The following is a 26,784-nucleotide window of genomic DNA, read 5'->3' on the forward strand; positions in this document are numbered from 1 at the left end:
CTGGAGTTAGCGAAACGCGCTGAATCGGCGGGAGTTGAGCAGCGAAAGGAAGTAAGGGAGCTTGTCCACGGCCCGTTTGGGGACGTGCGCGGTCTGCACGGTGTCCCGGCGCAGATCGGTGACGACGAGCTTGAACACGCCGTCCTCCTCGATGAGTTCGGCCGAGTACAGAGGTGTCTCCATCAGGGCGCCACCTCCGCCAGCCACGCGTCCCACGCGCGCGTGGCGGCGTCGGCGTCGGCATCCGGTGCGAAGAGATGGTGGCCGAGCCACACCGGCCAGTTCCAGGCGCTTCCGTCGTAGAAGCGGTACAGGGCGTCGGCGGTGCGCAGGCCCAGGAAGTCGGTGTCGAGGAAGTCGACCACCGCCTCGACGGGGGCCGCGGGCCGGGCCGGCAGCGTCACCTTCACGGTGTCGCCCGCGCCGGCCGCCGCGGGCAGTCCGAGCCGGTCGCGTACGGCGGTGAGGCTGCCGGGAACGGCCGGGTCGGGGCGGGTGGCCTTGACGTAGGCGGCGCGGCGGCCGGAGAAGTGCCGCAGGTACTCGGCGAGGCTGTGCCGGTAGAAGTCGATGTGCTTCTCGGCGGCGTCGGCCCGGGTGTCCCAGCCGTCGTCCACGACGCCGGTGTGCACCCAGTGGATCCCCATCGACAGCACGGCACGTCCCTCACCCCGCCGCGCGTCACCCTGCTGCGGTACGACGGTGTAGTCGAGGGTGTTGCTGAAGCCGTCCTGGTCGGCGGTCCGGCAGGCGAATCTGCGGGGCGGCTCCCACTCGACGACGGCGGCCTGCCCCCTCGACACCGCACCACCGACACGCGGCTCGATGTCCATCGGGTACAGCCAGCCGAGGTTGCCCTCGCCGGTGGCGACCGCGTTCCACACCTGATCGGGTGTCGCGGGCAGCACCTGCTCGCGGCGCACCCGGAACTCGCGGGCCATGCGCGTCACTTCCTCTCTCGGACGGTGGTGTCGGTGGTGTACGTGACCGGGAGCGCCGTCAGCCGGCGTTGCAGCGGGTTGGGGCGCCACCGCAGCTCCCCGGGTGCGACGGCCAACCGCAGGCCGGGCAGCCGGCGGACGAGGGCGCCGACGGCCAGCTCGGTCTCCAGCCGGGCCAGGGGCGCGCCGAGGCAGAAGTGCGGCCCGTGGCCGAAGCCGAGGTGACGGTGGGCGGGGCGGGCCAGGTCGAGCCGGTCGGGGTCCTGGTGGCGGTCGGGGTCGCGGCCCGCGGAGCCGAGGAAGAGATACACGAGGTCGCCGGCGGGCAGGGTGCGCCCGCCCAGCGGCACGTCCTCGGCCACCACCCGGACGATGGCCTGGCTGGGAGTGTCGTAGCGGACCATCTCGTCGACGGCCGTCCGGATCAGCTCCGGTTCGGCGCGCAGCCGGGCCAGCTGGTCCGGGTGGCGGAGCAGGGCGAGGACGCCGTTGCCGATGAGGTTCGTCGTGGTCTCGTCGCCCGCGGTGATCAGCAGGAAGCAGGTCGACAGCAGTTCGTGGTCGGTGAGCCGGTCGCCGCGGGCCTGTGCGGTGACCAGCGCGCTGATCAGGTCGTCGCCGGGGGCGGCGCGCCGCTGCGCGGCCAGCTCGGTCAGATACGCCTCGAACGAGTCGACGACCCGCTCGGCGCGCTCGATGTCCTCGTGGATCCGGCCGAGCCCGCGAAACCACTCCTTGACGCGGTCCCGGTCGGCGTCGGGGATGCCGAACAGCTCACAGACCACGGTGTGCGGGAGCGGCGAGGCGAGAGCGGTGAGCAGGTCGGTCGGCGGCCCCGCGGCGAGCGCGTCGTCGACCAGCCGGTCCACGACCTCCTGGACACGCTCCCGCAGCTGCTCGACCCGGCGGGCGGTGAACGCCTTGTTGACGAGCCCCCGCAACCGGGCGTGGTCCGGCGGGTCGGTGTTGCTCATGACCCGCCCGAGCCGCGCCGTCAGCCGGCTCAGGTCGCGCATCCGGCCGTCCCGGGCGACCAGCGCCCCGGTCATCCGCTCGCGGTCGTTCGACAACCGCACGTCGCCCAGGGCCTGTTCGACGTCGGCGTGCCGGGTGACGTACCAGACGCCCTGCGGCGCCCGGTACACCGGGCACTCGGCGCGCATCCGGGCGTAGGTCGGGTAGGGGTCGTGGCGGAACGCGTCCGACCGCAGAGCCGCCGCGAAGTCCCCCACGTCGGTGGTGAGCATGCTCATGGCGTGGCGTCCGTCGCGCCGGCGGCCATCGCCTCCACGAGGCTCTTGGGCCGCATGTCGGTCCAGGTGGCCTCGATGTACGCCAGACAGGCCTCGCGGGTGTCCTCGGGGTGGGCGACGGTCCAGCCGTCGGGGACGTCGGCGAAGACGGGCCACAGCGAGTACTGCGCCTCGCCGTTGACGAGCACGAGGTAGGTGGCGTCCTGGTCCTCGAAGGGGTTGTTCACGACTGGTTCTCCTGGGTGGTGCGGGGGCGGTCGGGCAGGTGCCGCTGGATTTCGGTGAGGCGGGCGGCGAGAAGCGGGCCGAGCTGTGCGAGGGAGCCCGGCTGGGTCATGCGGTCATGACGGGCGGTGATGTCGTACGAGTCGATGGAACCGGTTACGTAGGGGCGCCAGACGTCGGCGCCCGGGGAGTCCTGGCCGCGGTCGATGGTGGAGTTGAACAGGAGCATGTCCCCCTCGAACACGGCCGGCCGGAAGGTCAGGGCCAGGCTCGCGTTGTTGATCATGATGGCGACGACGGCCTCGATGTGCCGTTCCGTCAGCCCGGCCAGTGCGCTGCCCCGACCCCGCAGGACCTCCATGACCTGCCCGTGGGTGAGCTCCTGCGCGCCCACCTCCGCGGGGTCGCAGTCGAGCATGCCGACCAGGACGTCGCGTTCGCTGGGCACCGGCGCCTCGTCGAAGGTGAGGTCGGCGACCGGATAGGCGTCGAGGATCGCGAGGAGGGCGGTGCGCTGCCCCTGCCGCTGGAGTTCGGTGGCGACGGCGTGCGCGACGAGCCCGCCCGCCGACCAGCCGAGGAGCAGGTAGGGGCCCTCCGGCTGGACCTTGCGGATCTGCTCGGCGTAGTCGGCGGCCATCTCCTCGTAGGAGGTCGGGCGGGGTTCGTCGCGGCCGAGACTGCGGGCCTGGATCGCGTACACGGGCTGTTCGGGCGCGAGATGGCTGAGCAGTCCGCTGTAGCACCAGCTGATGCCGCCGCCCGGGTGGACGCAGAACAGCGGGGTGCCCGAGCCGCCCGGACGCAACGGCAGCAGGACGTCCAGGGAGTCGTCGGTGTCGCGCAGCGCGAGGCCTTCGGCGAGCCCGGCGACCGTCGGCGTCTGGAAGAGGGTGCGCAGTGCGAGCTCGGCGCCCAGGACGTCGCGGACCCGGGCGACGAGACGGGCGGCGAGCAGCGAGTGACCGCCCAGGTCGAAGAACCCGTCGTCGATGCCGACCCGGTCCCGGCCGAGCACCTCGGCGAACAGATCGCACAGCACCTGCTCGTGCGGAGTGCGCGGACCACGCCCGGTGCCGTCACTGCCCGGGCCGTACTCGGGGGCCGGCAGCGCGGCCCGGTCGAGCTTGCCGTTGACGGTCAGCGGAAGCGCGTCGAGGGTGACGAAGGCGGCGGGGACGAGGTGAGCGGGCAGGTCACGCCGGAGGCGATCGGCGAGGGCGCGCGCGTCGAAGCAACCGGTCGCGGCCGGTGTTTCGGATGCGGTCCCTGTTTCGGATGCGGCCGGTGTTTCGGATGCGGCCGCGGTCGTGGTCGGGGTGTCGTTTCCGGAAGCGGTTTCGACGCCGATGTCCTGTCCGGGCGGGGTGCCGCCGCCGGGGACGACGTAGGCGACGAGCCGTTTGTCGCCGGGACGGTCCTCACGGGCGACGACCGCCGCCTGGGCGACTGTGGGGCAGCGGGCGAGGGCGGCCTCGACCTCGCCGGGTTCGACGCGGAAGCCCCGCAGCTTGACCTGGTCGTCGGCGCGGCCCGCGAACTCCAGGGTGCCGTCGTCGAGCCACCGGGCCAGGTCGCCGGAGCGGTACATCCGGGCGCCGGGCGGCCCGTAGGGATCGGCGGTGAAGCGCTCGGCGGTGGCAGCGGGCCGGCCGGCGTAGCCGCGGGCGACACCCGCCCCCGCGATGTACAGCTCACCCACGACGCCGGCCGGGGCGGGCCGCAGCCGGTCGTCGAGGACGTACAGCCGCATGCCGGCCATGGGACGGCCGAGGGGCACGGAACGCGCGGGGTCGGGCGGGGTGTCCATGCGGTGGTGGGCGGCGAAGGTGGTGGTCTCGGTCGGACCGTAGCCGTTGACGACCCGCATGCCCGGGCAGGCGTCCATCACCCGTGCGACGGCCGTCGCGGACACCACGTCACCGCCGGTCCACACCTCGCGCACCCCGGTGAGCCCGGCGGGCTCCTCCTCGGCGACGACCCGGAACAGTCCTGCCGTCAACCACAATCCGGTCACCCGCTGTTGGCTGATCGTGGCGCACAACTCCCGTACGTCGAGGCGGCCCTGCGGGGCGACGACGATCCGCCCGCCGCCCAGCAGCGGCACCCATAGTTCATAGGTGGACGCGTCGAACGCGGTCGGCGCGTGCAGCAGCACCCGCTCGTGGGCGCCCCAGCACGGCGCGAGGGCGAGTCCGGCCACGTCGGCGTGGGTGACGGCGATGCCCTTGGGACGACCGGTGGAGCCGGAGGTGTACATCACATACGCCAACTGGTCGGGGCGACAGGGCACTTGGGGGGAGTCGGTGCGGGGCTCGGCGGCCAGCAGAGCGGTGAGCACGTCCTCGGTGAGGACGAGGGCGGCGCCGGTCTCGCGGACGACGAGGTCGATGCGGGCGGGCGGGAATCCGGGGTCGAGCGGCACGTATCCGCCGCCCGCCTTGACGATGCCCAGGATCGCCACGACCAGGTCGGCCGAGCGTTCCATGAGCAGGGCCACCGGCGTCTCGGCGGTCACGCCCTGGCCGGCGAGGGCGTGGGCGAGACGGTTGGCGCGGGCGTCCAGCTGCGCGTAGGTGAGCGTGTCGTCGCCGCTCGCCACGGCCACCGCGTCCGGGGTGGCCCGCACCCGCTCGGCGAACAGTTCCGGCAGGGAGCGGGCCGCGGGCAGCACGGCCCCGGTGTCGTTGTGCCCGACCACAAGCCGGTGTCGCTCCTCGTCCGACAGCAGGCCGATGGCGCCGATGGGCTCCCCGGGCCGCGCCACGACCGCCTCCAGCAGGCGGATCCAGCGGCTGACGAGCGTGGCCACGGTGGGCGCGTCGAACAGGTCGGTGGCGTACTCGACCGCGCCGACCAGTCCCTGCGGGGAGCCGTCGTCGGCGTAGCGTTCGGCGAGGCTGAGGGTGAGGTCACAGCGGGCGGTGCCGGTCGGCACGGCCACCGGCTCGGTGGTCAGCCCGGCCAGGCCGAAGCCGCCGCCGGGGGCGTTCTGAAGGGCCAGCATCACCTGGAAGAGGGGGTGGTGGGAGAGCGAGCGTGCCGGGTTGAGGACCTCGACGAGGTGCTCGAACGGCACGTCCTGGTGGGCGTAGGCGGCGAGCGCGGTCTCCCGCACCCGGCCCAGGAGTTCGGCGAAGCTCGGATCCCCGGAGGTGTCCGTGCGCAGCACGAGCGTGTTGACGAAGAACCCGACGAGATCGTCCAACGCCTGGTCGGTGCGTCCGGCCACCGGAGCGCCGAGGGGAATGTCGCTGCCGGCCCCGAGGCGGCTCAGCAGCGCCGCGAGACCGGCCTGCAGGGCCATGAACATACTGGCGCCGTGCTCGGCCGCGAAGTCCCGCAACGCGCGGTGGAGTCGGGCATCGAGGCGGATCGGCAAGGTCGCGCCGCGCTGCGAGGCGACCGCCGGACGCGGCCGGTCGGCCGGCAACGCAATCTGCGCGGGCAGTCCGGCCAACGTCTGTGTCCAGTAGTCGAGTTGGGCGGCAAGTCGACTGTCCGCGTCGCAGGCCTCGCCGAGCAGCTCCCGCTGCCACAGGGCGTAGTCGGCGTACTGCACCGGCAGAGCGGCCCAGTCGGGCGGCTCGCCCTCCCTCCGCGCCGCGTACGCGGTCGCCAGGTCCCGGGACAGCGGTCCCATCGACCAGCCGTCCCCGGCGATGTGATGGACGGCGACCAGCAGGACGTGGTCGTCGGGTGCGAGCGCGAACAGTTCGGCCCGCAGCGGCGGCTCGACGCCGAGGTCGAAGCCGCGCCGGGCGGCGCCGGCGAGCAGCTCCGGCAGCCACGCCTCGTCGGCCTCGGTGACCGGCAGCTCCGGGCGGACGTCCACAACGAGCTGGTGGGGCACACCGTCGGCCTCCGGGAACACCGTCCGCAGACTGTCGTGCCGGTCGACGACGTCGCCGAGGGCGAGCCGCAGCGCCGTCCGGTCGAGGGGCCCGGTCAGCCGCAGCGCCAGCGGCATGACGTACGTGGCGGCGCTCGGCCCCTCCAGCCGGTGCAGGAACCACAGCCGCCGCTGGGCGTACGACAGCGGCACCCGCTCCGGACGCTCCGCGCGGGCGGTGAGCGGGGTCCGGGCCGCCCCGGCCTCGTTGAGTCGTTCGGCGAGCAGGGCCGGCGTGGGCGCCTCGAACAGGGCCCGGACGTCGAGTTCCGCGCCCAGTGCCGCCCGGACACGGGAGACCAGCCGGGTGGCGAGCAGCGAGTGTCCGCCCAGGTCGAAGAAGCTGCTGTCGACGCCGACCCGGCCCACACCGAGCACCTCGGCGAACAGGTGGGCGAGCAGCTCTTCCTGCGGAGTACGCGGCTCCCGCCCCCTGCGACCGCTCCCCCCGCTCCCCCCGCTCTCCGCCGTGGCGGGGGCGGGCAGGGCGGCCCGGTCCAGTTTTCCGCCGGCGGTGAGCGGCAGTTCGTCGAGTACGACGAACCGGGACGGTACGAGGTGTTCGGGAAGCCGTGCGCGTACGAAGTCCCGCAGGTCGCCGACGAGGGATGCGGGGGTGCGGCCGACGGCGGGTGTGTTGGTGAACGCCCCTGTGTGGCGGGCCGGCCGGTACGCCTCGACCGGGGCGTCCGGGTCGTCCGCCCGCGCGGGGTCCACGAGCACGACGTCCAGGGCGTCGGCCGCGTCGGCCGACCAGGTGACGTGCGCCCGGCGCCCCGTAGAGGCCGCCAGCGCGTGCCAGACCTCGGGGTCGACGGCGGGACCCGCACCGGGACCGGCCCCGCTGCCCGGGGCGGTGCCGTCCCCGTGCACCGCGCGGTCGGCGGCGGACTCCCCGCTCAGGCGGGCGTCGGGCACACCCGTGATCCGCAGGACCGGGGGGTCCGCCGCCGCCACGAGGTCGCGTACGTCGTCCGGTGTGGCCACTGCGCGGCCCCAGGCTGCCTCCGTGAAACCGTTCCACTTCCCGGCGGGACGGGTGTGCAGGGTGACGTCGTAGCGATGGCGGGTGAGCTCGTTGTGGTGCCGGCCGCGCTTGACCTCGACGACGACGGCGCCGATCGCGTCGGCCGCGTCGCTCCGGCCCCGGCCCTGGCCCTGCCGCAGGGCGGCGAAGAAGTCGGGATCGACGAGGAGTTCCTCCTCGGAGCGCAGCGCCCGCTCGACGGCCCGCCGGGTTTCCACGGGGTCGGCGTCGGGGTCCTGGTGCAGTTGGACGGCCGTGGCGAGTGACCGCTGCGACCGCAGGTTGCGTACGTCGCCGATGAACAGTGCGCCGCCGGGCGCGAGGAGCGAGGTCAGCTTGCGGACCACGTCGAGGAGGTATGCGGCGCCGGGGAAGTACTGGACGACCGAGTTGAGCACGATGGTGTCGAACCCGCCGGGGAGTTCGGCGATGTCGTGCGCGGGCCGGGTGAGCAGCACGACCCGCTCCGCCAGCTCCGGGTCCCGGCTCAGCTGCTCGCCGAGGGCGTCTACCGCCGTGGCGGAGAAGTCGGTGGCCCAGTACGTCTCGCAGTCCGGAGCGAGCCGTGCCAGCAGCAGTCCGGTGCCGACGCCGACCTCCAGGACCCGACGGGGCTTCAGCGCCCGGATGCGGGCCACGGTGGCGTCCCGCCACTCCCGCATCTCCGCCTCGGGAAGGGGAAGTCCGTCGTAACTGCTGTTCCAGCCGGTGAAGTTCTCACCGAGGGCGGCCTGCGTGGACCTGACCGGAAGGGCGTCGTAGATCTCCCGCCATCCGGCGATGTGGTCCTGCTCGCGGCCGTGGTCCCGCTCCGGTCGGGACGTGGCGGCCGTCCCCGCGGTGGGAACGACGTAGCCGACCAGTAGTTCGTCGCGTACGGCCACGACGGCATGTCCGACGGCGGGATGGGCGGCGAGTACGGTCTCGATCTCGCCGGGCTCGACCCGGAACCCTCGCACCTTCACCTGCTCGTCGGCACGACCCACGAACTCCAACTCACCGTCCCCACGCCACCGCACCACATCACCCGTGCGATACATACGAGCGCCAGACGGACCGAACGGATCAGCCACGAACCGGCACGCACTCAAACCCGGCTGACGCAGATACCCCCGCGCAAGCCCCGCACCAGCCACATACAACTCACCCGGCACACCCACCGGCACCGGCTGCAACGCCCCGTCAAGCACATACACCCGCGCATTGACGATCGCCCGCCCGATCGACGGCACACCCCCCGACACCGCCAACGGCCCACTCATCGTCGCGCACACCGTCGTCTCCGTCGGACCATACGCATTGATCATCCGAAGCCCACAAGCCCACCGCGCCACCAACTCCCGACCACACGCCTCCCCCGCCACCACCAACGTCGACACCGACAACTCCTCCACCGCCGCCAACACCGACGGCGGCAACGTCACATGCGTGATCTCCGACGTCAGGCCCGCCAGGGGGTTGTCCGGGGGCGGAAGGACCAGGGTCGCCCCCGTGAGCAGGGCGGTGTACAGCTCGGACACGGACGCGTCGAAGCTGGGCGAGGCGAACTGCAGCACCCGGCTCGTCGCGTCGATGGCGAACCGCTCGACCTGTGCGGCCACCAGGTGCGCGATGCCCGCGTGACTGACGACGACGCCTTTGGGGCGGCCGGTCGAACCGGACGTGTAGATGACGTAGGCGGGCTGCCGCACATCCACCGGCACCCCGGGGTCGTTCTCCGGCTGTCCGACGACTGATCCCAAGTCCCGGACGGTGAGGGACGGTTGAGCGTCGTCGAGCATGTAAGCGATCCGCGCCTCGGGGTAACCCGGGTCGACCGGCAGATAGGCGGCGCCCGCCTTCATGGTCCCCAGGATCCCCACGACGAGATCCACCGAACGCGGCAGGACAAGAGCGACGACATCCTCCGCGCCCACACCACAGCCGATGACAGCGTGCGCGAACTGATTGGCGCGCGCGTCGAGTTCGGCATACGTCAGCTCGGTGTCACCGGACACCAGAGCCACCGCGTCGGGCGTGGCCCGCACCTGGCGTGCGAAGGCGGTCGGCAGCGGGACCGGATCGACGGCTGCGGCGGTGTCGTTGGCGTCGTGGAGCAGGCGACGGCGTTCGTCGGCGGAGAGGAGGTCGATGCGGCCGACGGGCCGGGCGGGGTCGGCGACGACGGCGTGCAGCAGTCGGCTCCAGCGGTCGACGAGGTCGGCGACCGTGGCCCGGTCGTACAGGTCGGTGGCGTACTCGACCGCGCCCGCGATGCCCGCCGGGGAGCCGTCGCCGGCATACCGTTCGTACAGGTTGAAGCCGAGGTCGAACTTGGCGGTGCCGGTGGGCACGGTCACGGGCGCGACCCGCAGACCGGGCAGCTCGAACTCGCCCATCGGCGCGTTCTGCAGGGCGAACATCACCTGGAACATGGGGTGGTGGGACAGCGAGCGAGCCGGGTTGACCTCCTCGACGAGGTGCTCGAACGGCAGGTCCTGGTGGGCGTAGGCGCCCAGCGCGTCCTCCCGGACCCGGCGCAGGAGTTCCTCGAAGGAGGGATCGCCAGAGGTGTCGGTGCGCAGGACGAGCGAGTTGACGAAGAACCCCACGAGGTCGTCGAGGGCCTGGTCGGTGCGGCCGGCGATGGGGCTGCCGACCGCGATGTCCGTGCCCGCGCCGAGCCGGGTGAACAGGGCGGCGAGGGCGGCCCGCAGCACCATGAACAGACTCGCGCCCGACCGACGCGCCAACCCGGCCAGTCCGGCGTGCAGTTCGGCGTTCAGCTCGACGAGCAGATGCGCGCCCCGATAGGAGGCCACGGCCGGGCGAGACCGGTCGGCGGGCAGCTGAAGCTGCTCCGGAAGTCCGGCCAACCGCTGTTTCCAGTAAGCGAGTTGGGAGGCGAACACGCTGTCAGGTGCGGCTGGGTCGCCGAGCAGTTCGCGTTGCCAGAGCGTGTAGTCGGCGTACTGGGCGGGCAGCGCCGCCCACTCGGGCTTGTGCCCCGCGCTCCGGGCCGCGTACGCCTCGGCGAGGTCGCGGGAGAGCGGCCCGGTGGACCATCCGTCGCCGGCGATGTGGTGCATGACGAGCAGCAGCACGTGCTCGTCGTCCGACAGCACGAACAGGTGGGCGCGCAGCGGGACTTCGAGGGACAGGTCGAAGGGGCGGCGGGCGGCTTCGGCGAGCTCCTGCGCCAGCCGGGAGGCGTCGGTGTGCGTCGCGTGCAGGCGTGGCCGGGCCGTGTCGGCATCCAGCACGTTCTGGTACGGCGTGCCGTGCGCCTCTGGGAAGACCGTGCGCAGGGTCTCGTGCCGGGCGACGACGTCCGCGAGGGCCTCGGTCAGCGCCCGCTCGTCGAGCCGTCCGGACAGGCGCAGAGCGAGGGGGATGTGGTAGCTCGCGCCGGGGCCCTCCATCTGCTGGAGGAACCACAGCCGGCGCTGCGCGAACGACAGGGGTGTCCGTTCCGGCCGGTCGGCGGCCGTCAGCGCGGGCCTGGCCCGGTCGGCGTCGTCGAGCGCCGCGGCGAGCCCGGACACGGTGGGCGTCTCGAAGAGGGTGCGCAGGGCGAGTTCGGCGCCGAGCACTGTCCGGACGCGGGAGACGAGCCGGGTGGCGAGCAGCGAGTGTCCGCCCAGGTCGAAGAAGCCGTCGTCGAGACCGACCCGTTCGACGCCCAGCACCTCGGCGAACAGCCCGGCCAGCACCTGTTCCCGCGGGGTGCACGGCGCCTGCCCGGGGGTTTCGGACGCGAAGTCCGGGGTGGGCAGCGCCGCCTTGTCGAGCTTGCCGTTGGGGGTCAGCGGAGTTGCGTCCAGCAGGACGACCGCGCTGGGCACCAGGTGCTCCGGGAGCCGCTCCCGCAGGAAGGCGAGCAGCACGGCCGGCCGCGGGTCGGCGTCGGGCTCGGGCACGACATAGCCGACGAGCCGCTCCTGCCGCACGGCGACGACAGCATGTCCGACGGCGGGATGGGCGGCGAGTACGGTCTCGATCTCGCCGGGCTCGACCCGGAACCCCCGCACCTTCACCTGCTCGTCGGCACGACCCACGAACTCCAACTCACCGTCCCCACGCCACCGCACCACATCACCCGTGCGATACATACGCGTTCCCGGACCACCAAACGGATCAGCCACGAACCGGCACGCACTCAAGCCCGGCTGACGCAGATACCCCCGCGCAAGCCCCGCACCAGCCACATACAACTCACCCGGCACACCCACCGGCACCGGCTGCAACGCCCCGTCAAGCACATACACCCGCGCGTTGACGATCGCCCGCCCGATCGACGGCACACCACCCGACACCGCCAACGGCCCACTCATCGTCGCGCACACCGTCGTCTCCGTCGGACCATACGCATTGATCATCCGACGCCCACAAGCCCACCGCGCCACCAACTCCCGACCACACGCCTCCCCCGCCACCACCAACGTCGACACCGACAACTCCTCCACCGCCGCCAACACCGACGGCGGCAACGTCACATGCGTGATCTCCGACGTCAGGCCGGTCAAGGGAGATTCGGCCGGTGCCAGGACCAGGCGGGCCCCGGTGAGCAGCGCGGCGCACAGGTCCCAGAAGGAGGCGTCGAAGCTGGGCGAGCTGAGCTGGAGCACCCGGCTGGAGTCGTCGAGGCCGAGCCGCTCCGCCTGCGCCGCGACCAGGCTGGGCACGCCACCGTGGGTGACGACGACGCCCTTGGGGCGGCCGGTCGAACCGGACGTGTAGATGACGTAGGCGGGCTGCCGCACATCCACCGGCACCCCGGGATCCGTCCGCGGATGACCGACGGCGAAGCCCAAGTCCCGTACCGTGAGGGATGGTTGAGCGTCGTCGAGCATGTACGCGATCCGCGCCTCGGGGTAACCCGGGTCGACCGGCAGATAGGCGGCGCCCGCCTTCATGGTCCCCAGGATCCCCACGACGAGATCCACCGAACGCGGCAGGACAAGAGCGACGACATCCTCGGCACCCACACCACAGCCGATGACGGCATGAGCGAACTGGCTGGCGCGCGCGTCGAGTTCGGCATACGTCAACTCGGTGTCACCGGAGACGACGGCGACCGCGTCCGGGCGGCGGGCCGCCTGCTGCCGGAAAAGCTCGAGAAACGTGGTTTCCGGGAGGTCGATGGCGTGCTGGTCGTGCAGGAGCGCGTGACGTTCGTCGGCGTCGAGGACGTCGAGGCTGCCGATCGGGCGGTCGGGTGCCGCGACGACGGCGCTGAGCAGTCGCACCCACCGGTCGAACAGCGCGCGGACGGTGTCCTCGTCGAACAGGTCGGCGCTGTACTCGACGACGGCGTCGAGTCCGTCGGGCCTGCCGTCCGGGCGGCGGCGTTCGGTGAGGGCGAAGGCCAGATCGAGCCGGGCGGTGCCGGTGCGGACGGGCAGCGGAGAGGTCTCCAGGCCGTCGAGGGCGAAGTCGCCGTCGGGGACGTTCTGGACGGCCAGCAGCGTCTGGAACAGCGGATGGTGAGAGAGGGAGCGCGCCGGGTTCAGAGCCTCGACCAGGTGCTCGAAGGGCACGTCCTGGTGGGCGTAGGCCGCGAGGGCGTTCTCCCTGACGCGGCTGAGGAGTTGGGTGAAGGTCGGGTCGCCGGAGGTGTCCGTGCGCAGCACGAGCGTGTTGACGAAGAATCCGACGAGGTCGTCGAGGGCCTGGTCGGTGCGGCCGGCGAAGGGGCTGCCGACGGGAATGTCGCTGCCTGCGCCGAGACGGGTGTAGAGGGCGGCGAGAGCGGCCTGGAGCACCATGAACAGGCTGGCGCCGTTGCGGCGGGCGAGGCCGGCCAGCGCGCTGTGCAGACCGGCGTCGACGGACGCGGTGAGCAGGCCGCCCCGGTGGGTGGCGTCGGCGGGGCGGGGCCGGTCGGTGGGGAGGTGGAGGCGGTCGGGCAGGCCGCTGAGGGTGTCGGTCCAGTGGGCGAGTTGGCGTGCGTAGGTGCTGTCCGGGGCGGACTCGTCGCCGAGCAGGTCGCGCTGCCAGAGCGTGTAGTCGGCGTACTGCACCGGCAGCGGGGACCAGTGGGGTTCGTGGCCGGCGCGGCGGGCCGCGTAGGCGGTCGCCAGGTCCGTCGACAGCGGGCGCAGGGACCAGCCGTCGGCGGCGATGTGGTGGAGAGCGAGGAGAAGGACGTGTTCGTCGTCCGCGAGTACGAACAGGTGGGCACGTAGGGGAAGTTGGGTGGCGAGGTCGAAGTCGTGGCGGGCGGCGGCGGTCAGCAGCGTGGGGAGGTCCGCCTCGGCGGCCTCGGTGACCGCGAGGGGGATCCGGGCCTCGGCGGCGGCCAGGATCCGCTGGTGCGGTACGCCGTCCGTGTGCGGAAACACGGTGCGCAACGTTTCGTGCCGGGTGACGACGTCCGTGAGCGCCTCGGTGAGGGCGGTCCGGTCCAGGGGGCCACGCAGCCTGAGCGCGAGCGGCATGTGGTAGGTGGCGCTCGCGCCTTCCAGCCGGTTCAGGAACCACAGGCGACGCTGCGCGAACGACAGCGGCAGGGGCGGCGACTGCGCGGTCCGCGGGGCCGGGGTGAGGGCCGGGCGGGCCTCGGCGGCTTCGTCGAGGCGGGCGGCGAGTCCGGCCGGGGTGGGCGCCTCGAACAGGTGGCGCAGCGGCAGTTCCACGCCCAGGGTGGCACGGACCCGGGACACGAGCCGGGTGGCCAGCAGGGAGTGGCCGCCCAGATCGAAGAAGTCGTCGTCGAGTCCGGCCCGTTCGCGACCCAGCACCTCGGCGAACAGGTCGCACAGGATCTGCTCCTGCGGGGTGCGCGGCGCCCGGCGACCCCGGGTGCCCGGCGCGGGGTCGGGCAGGGCGGCACGGTCGAGCTTGCCATGGGGGGTGAGCGGGAGCACGTCCAGGGCGACCACGTGCGACGGGACCATGTAGTCGGGGAGGCGGTCGCCCAGGTGGTCCAGGAGTACTCCGGGTACGACGCTCGCCCCGGCGGCCGGGACGACGTAGGCGACGAGCCGGTCCTCGCGGGGGACGACGGCGGCCCGCGCGACCGTCGGGTGAGCGGTGAGCGCGGCCTCCACCTCTGCGGGTTCGACGCGGAAACCGCGGACCTTGACCTGATGGTCGGCGCGGCCGAGGAACTCCAGCTCCCCGTCCGTACGCCATCGTGCGAGGTCGCCGGTGCGGTACATGCGGGCGCCGGCCGGCCCGTGGGGGTCGGCGACGAAGCGCTCGGCGGTGAGTCCGGGCCGGTTCAGATAGCCGCGGGCCAGGCAGGCCCCGGCCAGATACAGCTCGCCGGGCACTCCCGTCGGCACGGGGTGCAGCGCGGCGTCGAGGACGTATGCGCGGGTGTGCTCGACCGGCCGGCCGATGGGCACCGGCAGCGGGCAGTCGCCGAGGCCGGCGGGCAGGGTGTAAGCGGTGACGACGTGGGTTTCCGCCGGGCCGTAGTGGTTGTGCAGTCGCCGATCCGGGCGACGGGCGTGGAAACGGCGCAGCGCGTCACCCAGCCGCATCGCCTCGCCGGCCTGTGCGATCGTCCTCAGGTCGGGCAGGTCCCGGCCATGCTCCTCCGCGGCCTCCGCGAGCGCCTCCAGCACCAGGGTCGGCGCGAACAGCTCCTCGACGCGGTGCGTCTCCAGCCAGGCGGTGAGGAGTTCGGCGCTGCGCCGCTGCTCCTCGGTGGGGATCACGAGCGTCTTGCCGTACAGCAGGGCGGAAAGCGTTTCCTGCACCGACACGTCGAAGCTGACCGCGGTGAACTGCGCGGTACGGGTGCCGGGGCCTCCGCCGACGGCACGATGGTGCCAGTGCAGCAGATTCGCCAGCGCGGCCGACGGCATGACGACGGCCTTGGGCCGCCCGGTGGAACCCGAGGTGTAGACGACGTACGCGGGATGACGGCCGTCGATCACGACGTCGGGGTCGGATGCGGGGTCGGATGCGGGGTCGGTGTGCCCGACGCCCCCGTCCACGGCGGCGACGTCGTCCAGCACGAGGACCGGACGGGCGTCGTCCAGCATGAACGCGCGGCGCGCGGCCGGAAACTCCGGGTCCACGGGGAGGTAGGCGGCACCGGTCTTCAGGACCGCCAGGATCGCGACGACCAGCTCCGCCGAGCGGGGCAGCACGAGCGCGACGACCGTCTCCGGTCCGGCGCCACGGCCGATCAGCGCGTGCGCCAGCCGATTCGCACGGGCGTTGAGCTGCGCATACGTCATGACGGTGTCCTCGACGACGACCGCCAAGGCGTCCGGCGTGGCCCGTACCTGCGCCTGGAACAGCTCGGGAAGAGCTGCGGCGGCCGCAGGCCCGTCCTCGGCCACCCCGAGAAGCCGGTCGTGCTCGTCGTCGAGGAGGACGTCGAAGCGGCCGATCGGCCGGTCCGGGTGGGCGACCGCCTCGTGCAGGAGTCGTGTCCAGCGGGCGAGGAGCCGCTCGACGGTGGTGTCGTCGAACAGGTCGGTGGCGTACTCGACGTAGCCGTGGATGCCCGCGGCTTCCCCCGTGCCGCGCTCCACCAGGTGGAACGACAGGTCGAACATGGCCGTGGCGTGGTGCACCGGCAGGATCTCGGCGTGCAGACCCGGCAGGTCGAAGTCGCCACGCGGCACGTTCTGCAACGCGAGCAGCACCTGGAACAGCGGCTGGCGGGACAGCGACCGGGCCGGGTTGAGCACCTCGACCAGATGGTCGAAGGGCAGTTCCTGGTGCGCGTAGGCCCCGAGCGCCGACTCCCGTACCCGGCCGAGGAGTTCGGCGAAGCTCGGATCGCCGGAGGTGTCCGTGCGCAGCACGAGCGTGTTGACGAAGAACCCGACGAGATCGTCCAGGGCCTCGTCGGTGCGCCCGGCGATGAGGCTGCCGACCGGGATGTCGTCCCCGGCTCCCAGCTTCTTCAGCAGCGCGGCGAGTGCGGCCTGGAGCACCATGAACAGGCTGGCGCCGTGCTGCCGGGCCAGGCCGAGGAGTCCGGCGTGCAGATCTGCGTCGAGGGCGACGGGCAGATGGCGGCCCTGGAAGGACGGGGCCGCCGGACGCGGCCGGTCGGTGGGCAGCTGGATCTGCTCGGGCAGTCCGCTCAGCGTGCTCGTCCAGTGGGCGGCCTGACGCGCGAACAGGCTCTCGGGGTCGGCCGGTTCACCGAGCAGCTCACGCTGCCAGAGCGTGTAGTCGGCGTACTGCACGGGCAGCGGCGCCCAGTCCGGCTGCCGCCCTTCGCGGCGCGCCGCGTACGCGGTGGCCAGGTCACTCGACAGCGGACCCAGCGACCAGCCGTCACCTGCGATGTGGTGCACGACGACGAGCAGTACGTGCCGGTCGGTACCGGTGGTGAACAGCGCGGCGCGCAGGGGCGGTTCGACGGCGAGGTCGAAACTCCGTCGTACGGCACGGTCGAGCAGCGGGAGCAGTTCGGCCTCGTCGATCTCGGAGTTCTCGACGGGCTCAGCGGTCGCAGCGGCTCGGGCGGTCTCAGCGGCTCGCGCGGTCCCGGTGAACCCGGTGATCCCGGTGAGGAGCAGGTCGCGGCGGGCCTGTTCGGGGTCCAGGACGAGCTGGTAGGGCACTCCGTCCACGGACGTCGGGTAGAGGGTGCGCAGGACTTCGTGTCGGGCCACCAGGTCGCCGAGGGCCTGGCACAGCGCCTGCCGGTCGAGCGGACCGTTCAAACGCCAGGCCAGCGGGATGTGGTAGGCGGCGCTGCTGCCGTCGAGTTGGTGCAGGAACCACAGACGGTGCTGCGCCGACGACAGCGGCATCCGCTCCGGCCTCGGCGCCGGCGCCAGCGCGGGCCGCGCCTCCCCGGCCCCGCTCAGCCCCTCCGCCAGCCCGGCCACGGTCGGCGTCTCGAAGAGGGCACGTAGTTCGAGTTCGGCGCCCAGGGCAGCGCGGACGCGGGCGACGAGCCGGGTGGCGAGCAGGGAGTGACCGCCCAGGCCGAAGAAGCCGTCGTCCATGCCGACGCGTGGGACACCGAGTACTTCCGCGAACAGTTCGGCGAGCACCTGCTCCTGCGGGGTGCGCGGCGCTCGTCCGGCTACGGCGGGCGTGAACTCCGGCTCGGGCAGGCCCTTGCGGTCCAGCTTGCCGTTGACCGTCAGGGGCAGGGCGTCCAGCGCGACGAACGTCGCCGGAACCATGAACTCGGGCAGCCGGTCCCGTAGATGCTCTCGCAGGACGTCCGAGTCGACCTCCTCTGCGCCGACAGGGACGACATACGCGACGAGCCGCGTGTCGTCGGCACGATCCCGACGTGCCACGACAGCCACATCACCCACACCGGGATGGCCGGCCAACGCGGCTTCGATCTCACCGAGTTCGATCCGGAAGCCCCGCACCTTAACCTGGTCGTCGGCGCGCCCCACGTATTCCAGCGAGCCGTCGCCCCGCATACGAACCAGGTCACCCGTGCGGTACATCCGGGTGCCGGCCGGCCCGTAGGGGTCGGCGACGAAGCGCTCGGCGGTCAGGGCACGTCGGTTGAGGTATCCACGGGCGAGCCCCGCCCCGGCGACATACAACTCGCCGACCACGCCTGCCGGTACGGGACGCAGCCATCGGTCGAGCACATACGTCCGCAGGTCCGGGATGCGCGTGCCGATCACGCCGGACGGCTCGCCGACGGACCGGGCGTCGAGGGTGGTGTGGGTGACGTGGACGGTGGTCTCGGTGATGCCGTACATGTTCACCAGCACGGGAGCATCGTCCGCGTGCCGCGTGTACCAGTCCGAAAGCCGACCGGGTTCCAGCGCCTCCCCACCGAACACGACCGTTTGCAGGGCAAGTTGAGTGCCCGGGTTCTCCCGGTCGGCCTGCATCAGCTGGTAGAAGGCCGACGGCGTCTGATTGAGAACCGTCACCCGCTCCTGCGCCAGCAGCCGCAGCAACGCCTCCGGAGACCGCGACGTCTCGAACGGCACCACCACCAACCGACCGCCATGCAGCAGCGGACCCCACAACTCCCACACCGAGAAATCGAACGCATAGGAGTGGAACAACGTCCACACATCATCCGACCCGAACCCGAACCACTCCCGCGTCGCCGAGAACAACCGCACCACATTCCCATGCGGAACAACCACACCCTTCGGACGCCCCGTCGAACCCGACGTATAGATCACATACGCCGGATGCCGCGAGTCCAGCGACACACCCGGATCGGTGTCCGAAACCTCCCCCGACTCCCACTCCGCCAAGTCATCGACCACCAGCACCGGTCGGGCGTCACCGAGCATGAACTCCCGCCGCGCCGCCGGATAGTCCGGATCCAGCGGCAGATACGCAGCCCCCGCCTTCAACACACCGACAACCGCCACCACCAACTCGACCGAACGCGGCAACGCCAACGCAACGACGTCCTCGACACCCACCCCACACCCGATCAACCCACGCGCAACCCGATTCGCCCGCCGATTCAACTCCCCGTACGACAACACCACCTCACCCGACACCACCGCCACCGCATCCGGCGCCTCCCGCACCCGCGCCTCGAACAACCCCACGAGGCTGTCCTCGACGACGGCGGGCGGGAGGGCGGTGGGAAGCGACAGTCGTCGTTCCGCCTCCGCCAGGACGTCGAAGTGGCTGAGCCTGCGCTGCGGTTCGGCCACCGCTGTGGTCAGCACTCGTACCCAGCGGTCGCACATGGCCTGGACGGTGTCGGGGTCGTAGAGGTCGCCTGCGTATTCGACGAAGCCGTCGATTCCCTGGGGGGTTCCGTCGTCCGTGTGCCGTTCGGACATGGAGAAGATCAGGTCGAGCTTGGACGTGGTGGTGGTGAGCCGGACGCTGCTGGTGCGCAGGCCGGGCGGGGCGAAGTCGACGCCGGGTGCGTTCTGCAGGACGAGCATCACCTGGAACAACGGGTGGTGCGCCAGGGAGCGGGCCGGGTTGAGTGCCTCCACGAGGTACTCGAAGGGCAGGTCCTGGTGGGCGTAGGCGGCCAGTGCCACGTCCCGGACCCGGTCGAGGAGTTCGGTGAAGGTCGGGTCGCCGGAGAGGTCGGTACGGAAGACGAGGGTGTTGACGAAGTAGCCGATCAGGTCGTCGAGGGCCTGGTCGGTGCGCCCGGCGATGAGGCTGCCGACCGGGATGTCGTCGCCGGCGCCGAGCTTGTTCAGCAGGGCGGCGAGTCCGGCCTGGAGCACCATGAACAGACTGGTGCCCTGGTTGTGTGCCAACGCTCGCAGACTGCTGTGCAGTTCGGCGTCCAGTCGGACCCGGACGAAGCCGCCCTGGTGGGAGGCGACGGCGGGTCGGGGCCGGTCGGTGGGGAGTTGGATCTGCTCGGGCAGCCCTTGCAGCGCGGTCGTCCAGTGGGCGGCCTGCCGTGCGAACAGGCTGTCGGGATCGGCGGAATCGCCGAGCAGCCGGTGCTGCCAGAGCGTGTAGTCGGCGTACTGCACCGGCAGCGGCGCCCAGTCGGGCTCCTCGCCCCGGCAGCGGGCTGCGTAGGCGTCGGCGAGGTTGTGCGCCAGCGGGCCGAGGGACCAGCCGTCGCCCGCGATGTGGTGGATGACCAGCAGGAGCACGTGCTCGTCCGTGCCGAGCGCGAACAGCTCCGCGTGCAGCGACAGGTCGACGGCCAGGTCGAAGGGACGGCGCAGCGCCTCGGCCAGTACGGCGTCCAGGCCGGCCTCGGTCGTCTCCCGCACCCTCAGTCGCGGCCGGGCCTGCTCCGCGGACTCCGTGAGGATCCTCTGGTACGGGGTGCCGTCGATCTGCGGGTACAGCGTGCGCAGGCTCTCGTGGCGGGCCAGGACGTCGGCGAGGGCCTGTTCCAGGGCGCGGCGGTCGAGGGGACCGGCCAGCCGCCAGGCGAGCGGAATGTTGTAGTTGGCGCTCGCGCCCTCCAACTGGTGCAGGAACCACAGTCGGCGCTGTGCGAACGACAGCGGGACCAGGTCGGGCCGGTCCTCGTACGGGGTGAGAGCGAGACGGGCCTGTCCGGCGCCCGCCAGGCTCGCGGCGAGCCCCGCCGGAGTCGGGACCTCGAACAAGGTACGCAGCTCCAGCTCCACGCCCAGGGTGGCCCGGACGCGGGCGACGAGCCGGGTGGCGAGCAGGGAGTGACCGCCCAGATCGAAGAAGCCGTCGTCCACACCGGCCTCGGCGACCCCGAGGATCTCGGCGAACAGCTCGCACAGGATCTGCTCCTGCGGGGTGCGCGGCGCCCGGCCCGCGCCCAGACCGCCGCCGGCCTGCGGTTCGGGCAGCGCCCGCCGGTCGAGCTTTCCGTTGACGGTCAGCGGCAGCGCCTCCAGCACGACGAAGGCGGCCGGGATCATGTACTCCGGGAGGCGCTCACGAAGGTGTTCGCGAAGGGTGGCCGAGTGCGCCGTCCTGCCGGGCGCGGGGACGACGTAGGCGACGAGTCGGGTGTCGTCGGCACGGTCCTGACGCGCCACGACGGTGACATCGCCGACCTCCGGATGGCCGGCCAACGCGGCTTCGATCTCGCCGAGTTCGATCCGGAAGCCGCGCACCTTGACCTGGTCGTCCGCGCGCCCGACGAACTCGAGCGCGCCAGAGGAGTTGCGGCGTACGACGTCACCGGAGCGGTACATCCGCGTGCCGGGCGGGCCGTAGGGGTCGGCGACGAAGCGGGACGCGGACAGTGCGGGCCGGTTGAGATAGCCACGGGCGAGGCCGGCTCCGGCCACGTACAACTCCCCCGCCACGCCTGTCGGCACGGGGCGCAGGTGATCGTCGAGTACGTGGACGCGCAGGTCGGGAATCGCCGTCCCGATCGCACTCGCGGCGCCGGCGACTGCGCTGTCCCGGGTGAGGGCGGTGTGGGTGACGTGGATGGTGGTCTCGGTGATGCCGTACATGTTCACCAGCACGGGAGCATCGTCCGCGTGCCGCGTGTACCAGTCCGAAAGCCGACCGGGTTCCAGCGCCTCCCCACCGAACACGACCGTTTGCAGGGCAAGTTGAGCACGCGGGTTCTCCCGGTCGGCCTGCATCAGCTGGTAGAAGGCCGACGGCGTCTGATTGAGAACCGTCACCCGCTCCCGCGCCAGCAGCCGCAAAAACGCCTCCGGAGACCGCGACGTCTCGAACGGCACCACCACCAACCGACCGCCATGCAGCAGCGGACCCCACAACTCCCACACCGAGAAATCGAACGCATAGGAGTGGAACAACGTCCACACATCATCCGACCCGAACCCGAACCACTCCCGCGTCGCCGAGAACAACCGCACCACATTCCCATGCGGAACAACCACACCCTTCGGACGCCCCGTCGAACCCGACGTATAGATCACATACGCCGGATGCCGCGAGTCCAGCGACACACCTGGATCGGTGTCCGAGACCTCCCCCGACTCCCACTCCGCCAAGTCATCGACCACCAGCACCGGTCGGGCGTCACCGAGCATGAACTCCCGCCGCGCCGCCGGATAGTCCGGATCCAGCGGCAGATACGCGGCCCCCGCCTTCAACACACCGACAACCGCCACCACCAACTCGACCGAACGCGGCAACGCCAACGCAACGACGTCCTCGACACCCACCCCACACCCGATCAACCCACGCGCAACCCGATTCGCCCGCCGATTCAACTCCCCATACGACAACACCACCTCACCCGACACCACCGCCACCGCATCCGGCGCCTCCCGCACCCGCGCCTCGAACAACCCCACCAGGTCGTCGTCGGTCTTCGGCACATCGACGCCGACGGACGGGGGCAGCAGCAGTTCGCGTTCAGCGTCGGTCAGGACGTCGAACCGGCTGAGCCTGCGCTGCGGTTCGACGACCGCCGTGGTCAACAGGTGCGTCCATCGGTCGACCATCGTCTCGACCGTCTCCCGGTCGAACAGATCGGTGCTGTACTCCACGGCGCCGACGAGGCCGGCCGGGGTGCCGTCGGGGTGGCTGCGTTCGGCCAGGTTGAAGGTGAGGTCGCACTTCGCGGTGCGGGTGGGGACCAGGCTCGTCGTGACGTGCAGGCCGGGCAGGTCGAACGCGCCGAGCGGCGCGTTCTGCAGGGCGAGCATGGTCTGGAACAGCGCATGGTGGGCGAGCGATCGCGTCGGGTTGAGCTCCTCCACCAGATGCTCGAAGGGCAGGTCCTGGTGGGCGTAGGCGGCCAGGGCGTTGCGCCGGACCCGGCCGAGGAGTTCGGTGAACGTGGGATCGCCGGAGAGGTCGGTGCGCAGGACGAGCGTGTTGACGAAGAAGCCGACCATGTCGTCGGCTGCCTCGTCGGTGCGCCCGGCGACGGGCGCGCCCAGGGGGATGTCGGTGCCCGCGCCGAGCTTGCCGAGCAGAGCGGCCAGGCCCGCCTGGAGCACCATGAACAGGGTGGCCCCGTGGGCGCCGGCGAACTCTCGTAGTCGGCGGTGGAGTTCGGCGTCCAGACGCAGCGGCAACTGCGCGCCGCAGTAGGTCGTCGCGGACGGTCGGGGCCGGTCGAAGGGCAGCTCCAGCCGCTCGGGCAGGTCGGCCAAGTTGTCGGCCCAGAAGGCTAGTTGGCGCGCGGCGAGGCTGTCGGGATCGGTGACGTCGCCGAGGAGGTCGCGCTGCCAGAGCGTGTAGTCGGCGTACTGCACCGGCAGCGGCGCCCAGTCGGGCTCCTCGCCCCGGCAGCGGGCCGCGTAGGCGCGGGTGACGTCGTCGGCCAGGGCGGACAGCGACCATGCGTCGCCGACGATGTGGTGGACGACGAGGAGAAGGACGTGCTCGTCCGGCGCAAGCGCGAACAGTTCGGTGTGGACGGGTGGTTCGGCGGCCAGGTCGAAGGGGCGGCGCGCGGCGGCGGTGAGCAGGTCGGGGAGTTCATTTTCGGTGACGGGGGTGACGGTCGGGCGGGGCGCTGCCCGGTCGGCGTCCAGGATGCGCTGGAAGGGCACCCCGCGTTCGTCGGGGAAGACCGTGCGCAGGCTCTCGTGCCGCGTGACGACGTCCCGCAGGGCCGCTGCGAGGGCGGTCCGGTCGAGGATGCCGGACAGGCGCAGGGCGAGGGGGATGTGGTATGTGACGCCGGTGCCCTCGATGCGTTGCAGGAACCACAGGCGGCGCTGCGCGGATGACAGCGGCACGGCGTCCGGCCGTTCGTAGGGGCGCAGAGCGGGTCGGGCGGCACAACGGGCTGTGGCCATGGCCATGGCGTCCAGGGCGGTGGCGACGCCGGCGGGGGTCGGGGCGTCGAAGAGGTCGCCGAGCCTCAGGTCGGTGTCGAGGGCCGCGCGGATCCGGGCCAGGAGGCGCATGGCCAGCAGCGAGTGACCGCCGAGGGCGAAGAAGTCGTCGTCGACGCCGACGTGCGGGACGCCGAGGACGTCGGCGAAGAGTCCGCACAGCAGTTCCTCGCGGGCCGTGCGCGGGGCGCGACTCTCCCCGGCGTCCGCGGTGGCGGGAGCCGGCAGGGCGCGCCGGTCGAGTTTGCCGCTGGGGGTGAGCGGCAGCGCGTCGAGTGCGACGAACGCGGCCGGGATCATGTGGTCGGGGAGGCGTTCGCGCAGGTGGGCGCGGAGTTCTTCCGGCTGCGGCGGGGTGCTGCCGGGCTCGGCGACGACGTAGGCGACCAGGCGGGAGCTGCTGCCGTCGCCGCTGTCACCTCCGTCCACGCGGGCCACGACCGAGGCGCGGGCCACGGCCGGGTGGGCGCTCAACTGCGCCTCGATCTCTGCGGGTTCGACCCGGAAGCCCCGGATCTTGACCTGCTCGTCGGCGCGGCCGAGGTATTCGAGAATGCCCTGCGAGGTGCGTCGGACGAGGTCGCCGGTGCGGTACATACGCGTCCCGGGCGTGCCGTAGGGGTCGGCGACAAAGCGCTCGGCGGTGAGTCCGGGCCGGTTCAGGTAGCCGCGGGCCAGGCCGGCGCCCGCGATGTACAGCTCGCCGGACGCTCCGTCGGGAACCGGTTGCAGCGCGCTGTCGAGGATGTGGGCGCGGCAACCCGTTACCGGGTTGCCGATCGCGGGGCGGGGGGTTGTGTCGAAAGAAGCGGTGACGGCGTCGACGGTGCACTCGGTGGGGCCGTAGAAGTTGTGAACGCGTACGTCGTCGGCCGCGCGCAACTCGTGCCAGAGGCGCTCCGGCACGGCCTCGCCACCGGCGACGATCACGGACGGACGCCACGGTTGTCCGCCGTCGAGCAGGCCGTGGTCGAGAAGGACCCGCAGGTAGGACGGGGTGGCGTTGACGAAGTCGAGGCGGTGGCGGGCGAGATGGCCGAGGAAGGCTTCCGGGTCGGTCCAGGTGGCGCGGTCGAGGACGTGCAGTTCGTGCCCGGTGAACAGACAGGCCAGTTGGTCCCAGGAGGCGTCGAAGGAGAGGGAGGTGGTCAGCGCCACCCGCATCCGGTCGCCCGCGGTGGGGTACAGCGCGCCGAGTTGGTGAAGCACCAGGTTCGTCACCGCGGCGTGGGTGGCCACGACCCCCTTGGGGCGTCCCGTGGAACCCGAGGTATGGATGACGTACGCCGGATGGCGCGGGTCGCGGGCCGCATGCGGGGCGCTCTGCGGCGCGGCGGTGAGCCGCGCGGCCGTGTCGCGGGCGTCGAGGACGACGACCTCGGCGGTCACCTCGTGCGGCAGTCGGGGCAGGGTGGCGCCGTCGGTCACCAGGACGGTGGGGCGGGTGTCGTCGAGGAGGCCGGCAAGGCGGGCGGAGGGGTGGTCGGGGTCGAGGGGGACGTAGGCCGCGCCGGTCTTCAGGACCGCCAGGACGCACACGACCAGCTCGGCGGAGCGAGGCAGCGCGAGCGCGACCATGCGCTCCGGGCCGGCGCCGTGCGCGGTGAGGAGGTGGGCGAGGCGGTTGGCGCGGCCGTCGAGTTCGGCGTAGGTGAGGGTGGCGTCGGAGGCGACGACGGCGACGGCGTCCGCAGTGCGGCCGGCTTGCCTTTCGAAGAGGTCGGCAAGGTGGGTGGGTGCAGCCGTCGTCGGCGTGGCGGCCGGTGGGGCGACCGCCGACGTCGGCGTCGCCACCGGCATGGGCTCGGTCAGGCGGACGCGGCCGACGGGACGGTCGTCGTCCGTCCCGGCGAGGCTCTCCAGGAGGCTCGTCAAACCGTGTTGGTGGGCGTGGCGTTCGTCGGCGTCCCAAGCGTCGGCTGCGGCCTGGAGCTTGAGATGCGGGCCGGTGCCGTCCATACGGTCCAGCGCCCAGACGGCGAATTCGGTGGCGGGGCCCTCGGCGAGGCTGTGCGCGGTCGCTTCCAGGCCGGCGAAGCGCAGGTCGCTGTCGAAGGACATGATGTTGACGACCGCGGAGTAGGCCGATCCCGGTGCGCCGGGCAGGCCCAGGTCGCGGTGCATGTCCTCGCCGCGGTAGCGCTGGTGCCGCACCGCCGCCCGGACCTCGGCGTCGACCTGCCCGAGGAGCCCCGACCAGGACGTTTCCGGCCGCACGGTCAGCCGCAGCGGCACCATGTTGGAGACCACGCCCGGGGTCGCCGCGAGCACCGGGTCGCCGTGGTCGCGGCCGGTGACGGGAAGCCCGAGGAGGAGGTCGCAGGCGCCGGTGTGACGCTGCACGTACAGCGCGGTGGCCGCGATCAGGACGCGCGACCAGCGCACTCCGGCGCGTGCGGCCAGCGTGTTCAGGGCGTGGAGTACGGGCTCGGCGGGCAGCGGGGTGTGCGTCGAGCCGGCGGCGAGGTGGCCCGCGGACCGGCCGATGCGGGCGGGTTCGGGGAGGTCGGCGAGGCGCTCGGTCCAGTAGGCGCGGTCGGCGGTGAAGCGTTCGGAGGTGCGGTAGGCGGCGTCGCTGTCCACCACGGAGCGCAGCGGCGGGAACGGTGTCGGCTCCGGCGTGCGCCCCTCGGCGAGCGCCGTGTGGACGGCCGCGACCCGGCGGGCGATCAGGGCGTATCCGAGGCCGTCGGAGAGAAGGTGGTGGTAGCTGTGATACCAGAGGTGGTGGTCGTCCGACAGCTTGATGAGGGCCTGGCTGAAGAGGCGGTCGCGGGTGAGGTCGAGGGGCCGCAGACGGTCGGCGGCCATCCACTCCAGGGCGGCGGCGTGCGGGTCGTCCCGCGTGCTGAGGTCGAGGTGGCGGGGGCCGCAGTCCCTCGGCTCCCGCATGATCTGCCGCGGTCCGTCGGTGCCGTCGCCGCCGTCCGTGCCCTCGGTGAAGGCGACGTGCAGGGCCTCGTTCTCGGCGACGACCTGGCGCAGTGCGGCGGTGAGCAGGTCGATGTCGACGGGGCCGGGGAGGTCCACGTACTCGCCGATGCGGTAGTTGGGGATCACCCCGTCCGTGCGCTGTTCGGCGAGCCAGAGTTCGCGCTGAGCCGCCGTCAGGGGCAGGGCGACGTCATCGCGAGCAGACATGGGGGTACCTCCAGGGATGCTGAGTGGAGCTGGGGCCGCCACCCGGGGGACACGGGCGCAGGCGCAGACGCGAAGGCTGCGGGGAGAGGCAAGAGAAGGCGATGCCGAAAGAAAGGGCGAGAAGGAAAAGCAAGGGAGAGACAGAGACGGTGACGGAGACGGTCGATCAGTCGGTCGAAACCGGTTGCTCGGGCGGGGCGAC

General features: G+C 72.2%; 5 protein-coding genes. All 5 read right to left on the reverse strand.

The window, feature by feature from the left end; all coding sequences use genetic code 11:
- Nucleotides 1-6: 6 nt before the first annotated feature.
- From ACZ5SK_RS18550 to ACZ5SK_RS18570, 5 genes are read right to left on the reverse strand one after another with little or no spacing between them, the layout of a single operon-like run.
- The gene (locus tag ACZ5SK_RS18550) at nucleotides 7-183 is read right to left on the reverse strand and encodes a hypothetical protein (protein ID WP_334576090.1); all 177 of its coding nucleotides are present in this window, start codon (nucleotides 181-183) and stop codon (nucleotides 7-9) included.
- The gene (locus ACZ5SK_RS18555; RefSeq protein ID WP_334576091.1) at nucleotides 183-941 is read right to left on the reverse strand and encodes an SRPBCC family protein; all 759 of its coding nucleotides are present in this window, start codon (nucleotides 939-941) and stop codon (nucleotides 183-185) included. The genes ACZ5SK_RS18550 and ACZ5SK_RS18555 overlap by 1 nt, the downstream gene beginning before the upstream one ends.
- 5 nt (nucleotides 942-946) lie before the next feature.
- A complete protein-coding gene (locus ACZ5SK_RS18560; protein ID WP_334576093.1) occupies nucleotides 947-2,194 on the reverse strand; it encodes a cytochrome P450 family protein in 1,248 nt (415 codons plus the stop codon).
- On the reverse strand, nucleotides 2,191-2,421 hold the full coding sequence (locus ACZ5SK_RS18565; protein ID WP_334576094.1) for an MbtH family protein: 231 nt from the start codon (nucleotides 2,419-2,421) through the stop codon (nucleotides 2,191-2,193). The genes ACZ5SK_RS18560 and ACZ5SK_RS18565 overlap by 4 nt, the downstream gene beginning before the upstream one ends.
- Entirely contained in the window at nucleotides 2,418-26,582 is a 24,165-nt protein-coding gene (locus ACZ5SK_RS18570) for a non-ribosomal peptide synthase/polyketide synthase (RefSeq protein WP_468576301.1), read from the reverse strand. Before ACZ5SK_RS18570 ends, ACZ5SK_RS18565 begins: the two co-directional genes overlap by 4 nt.
- Nucleotides 26,583-26,784: the final 202 nt, after the last annotated feature.

The organism is Streptomyces sp. NPDC031474, assembly GCF_055581185.1.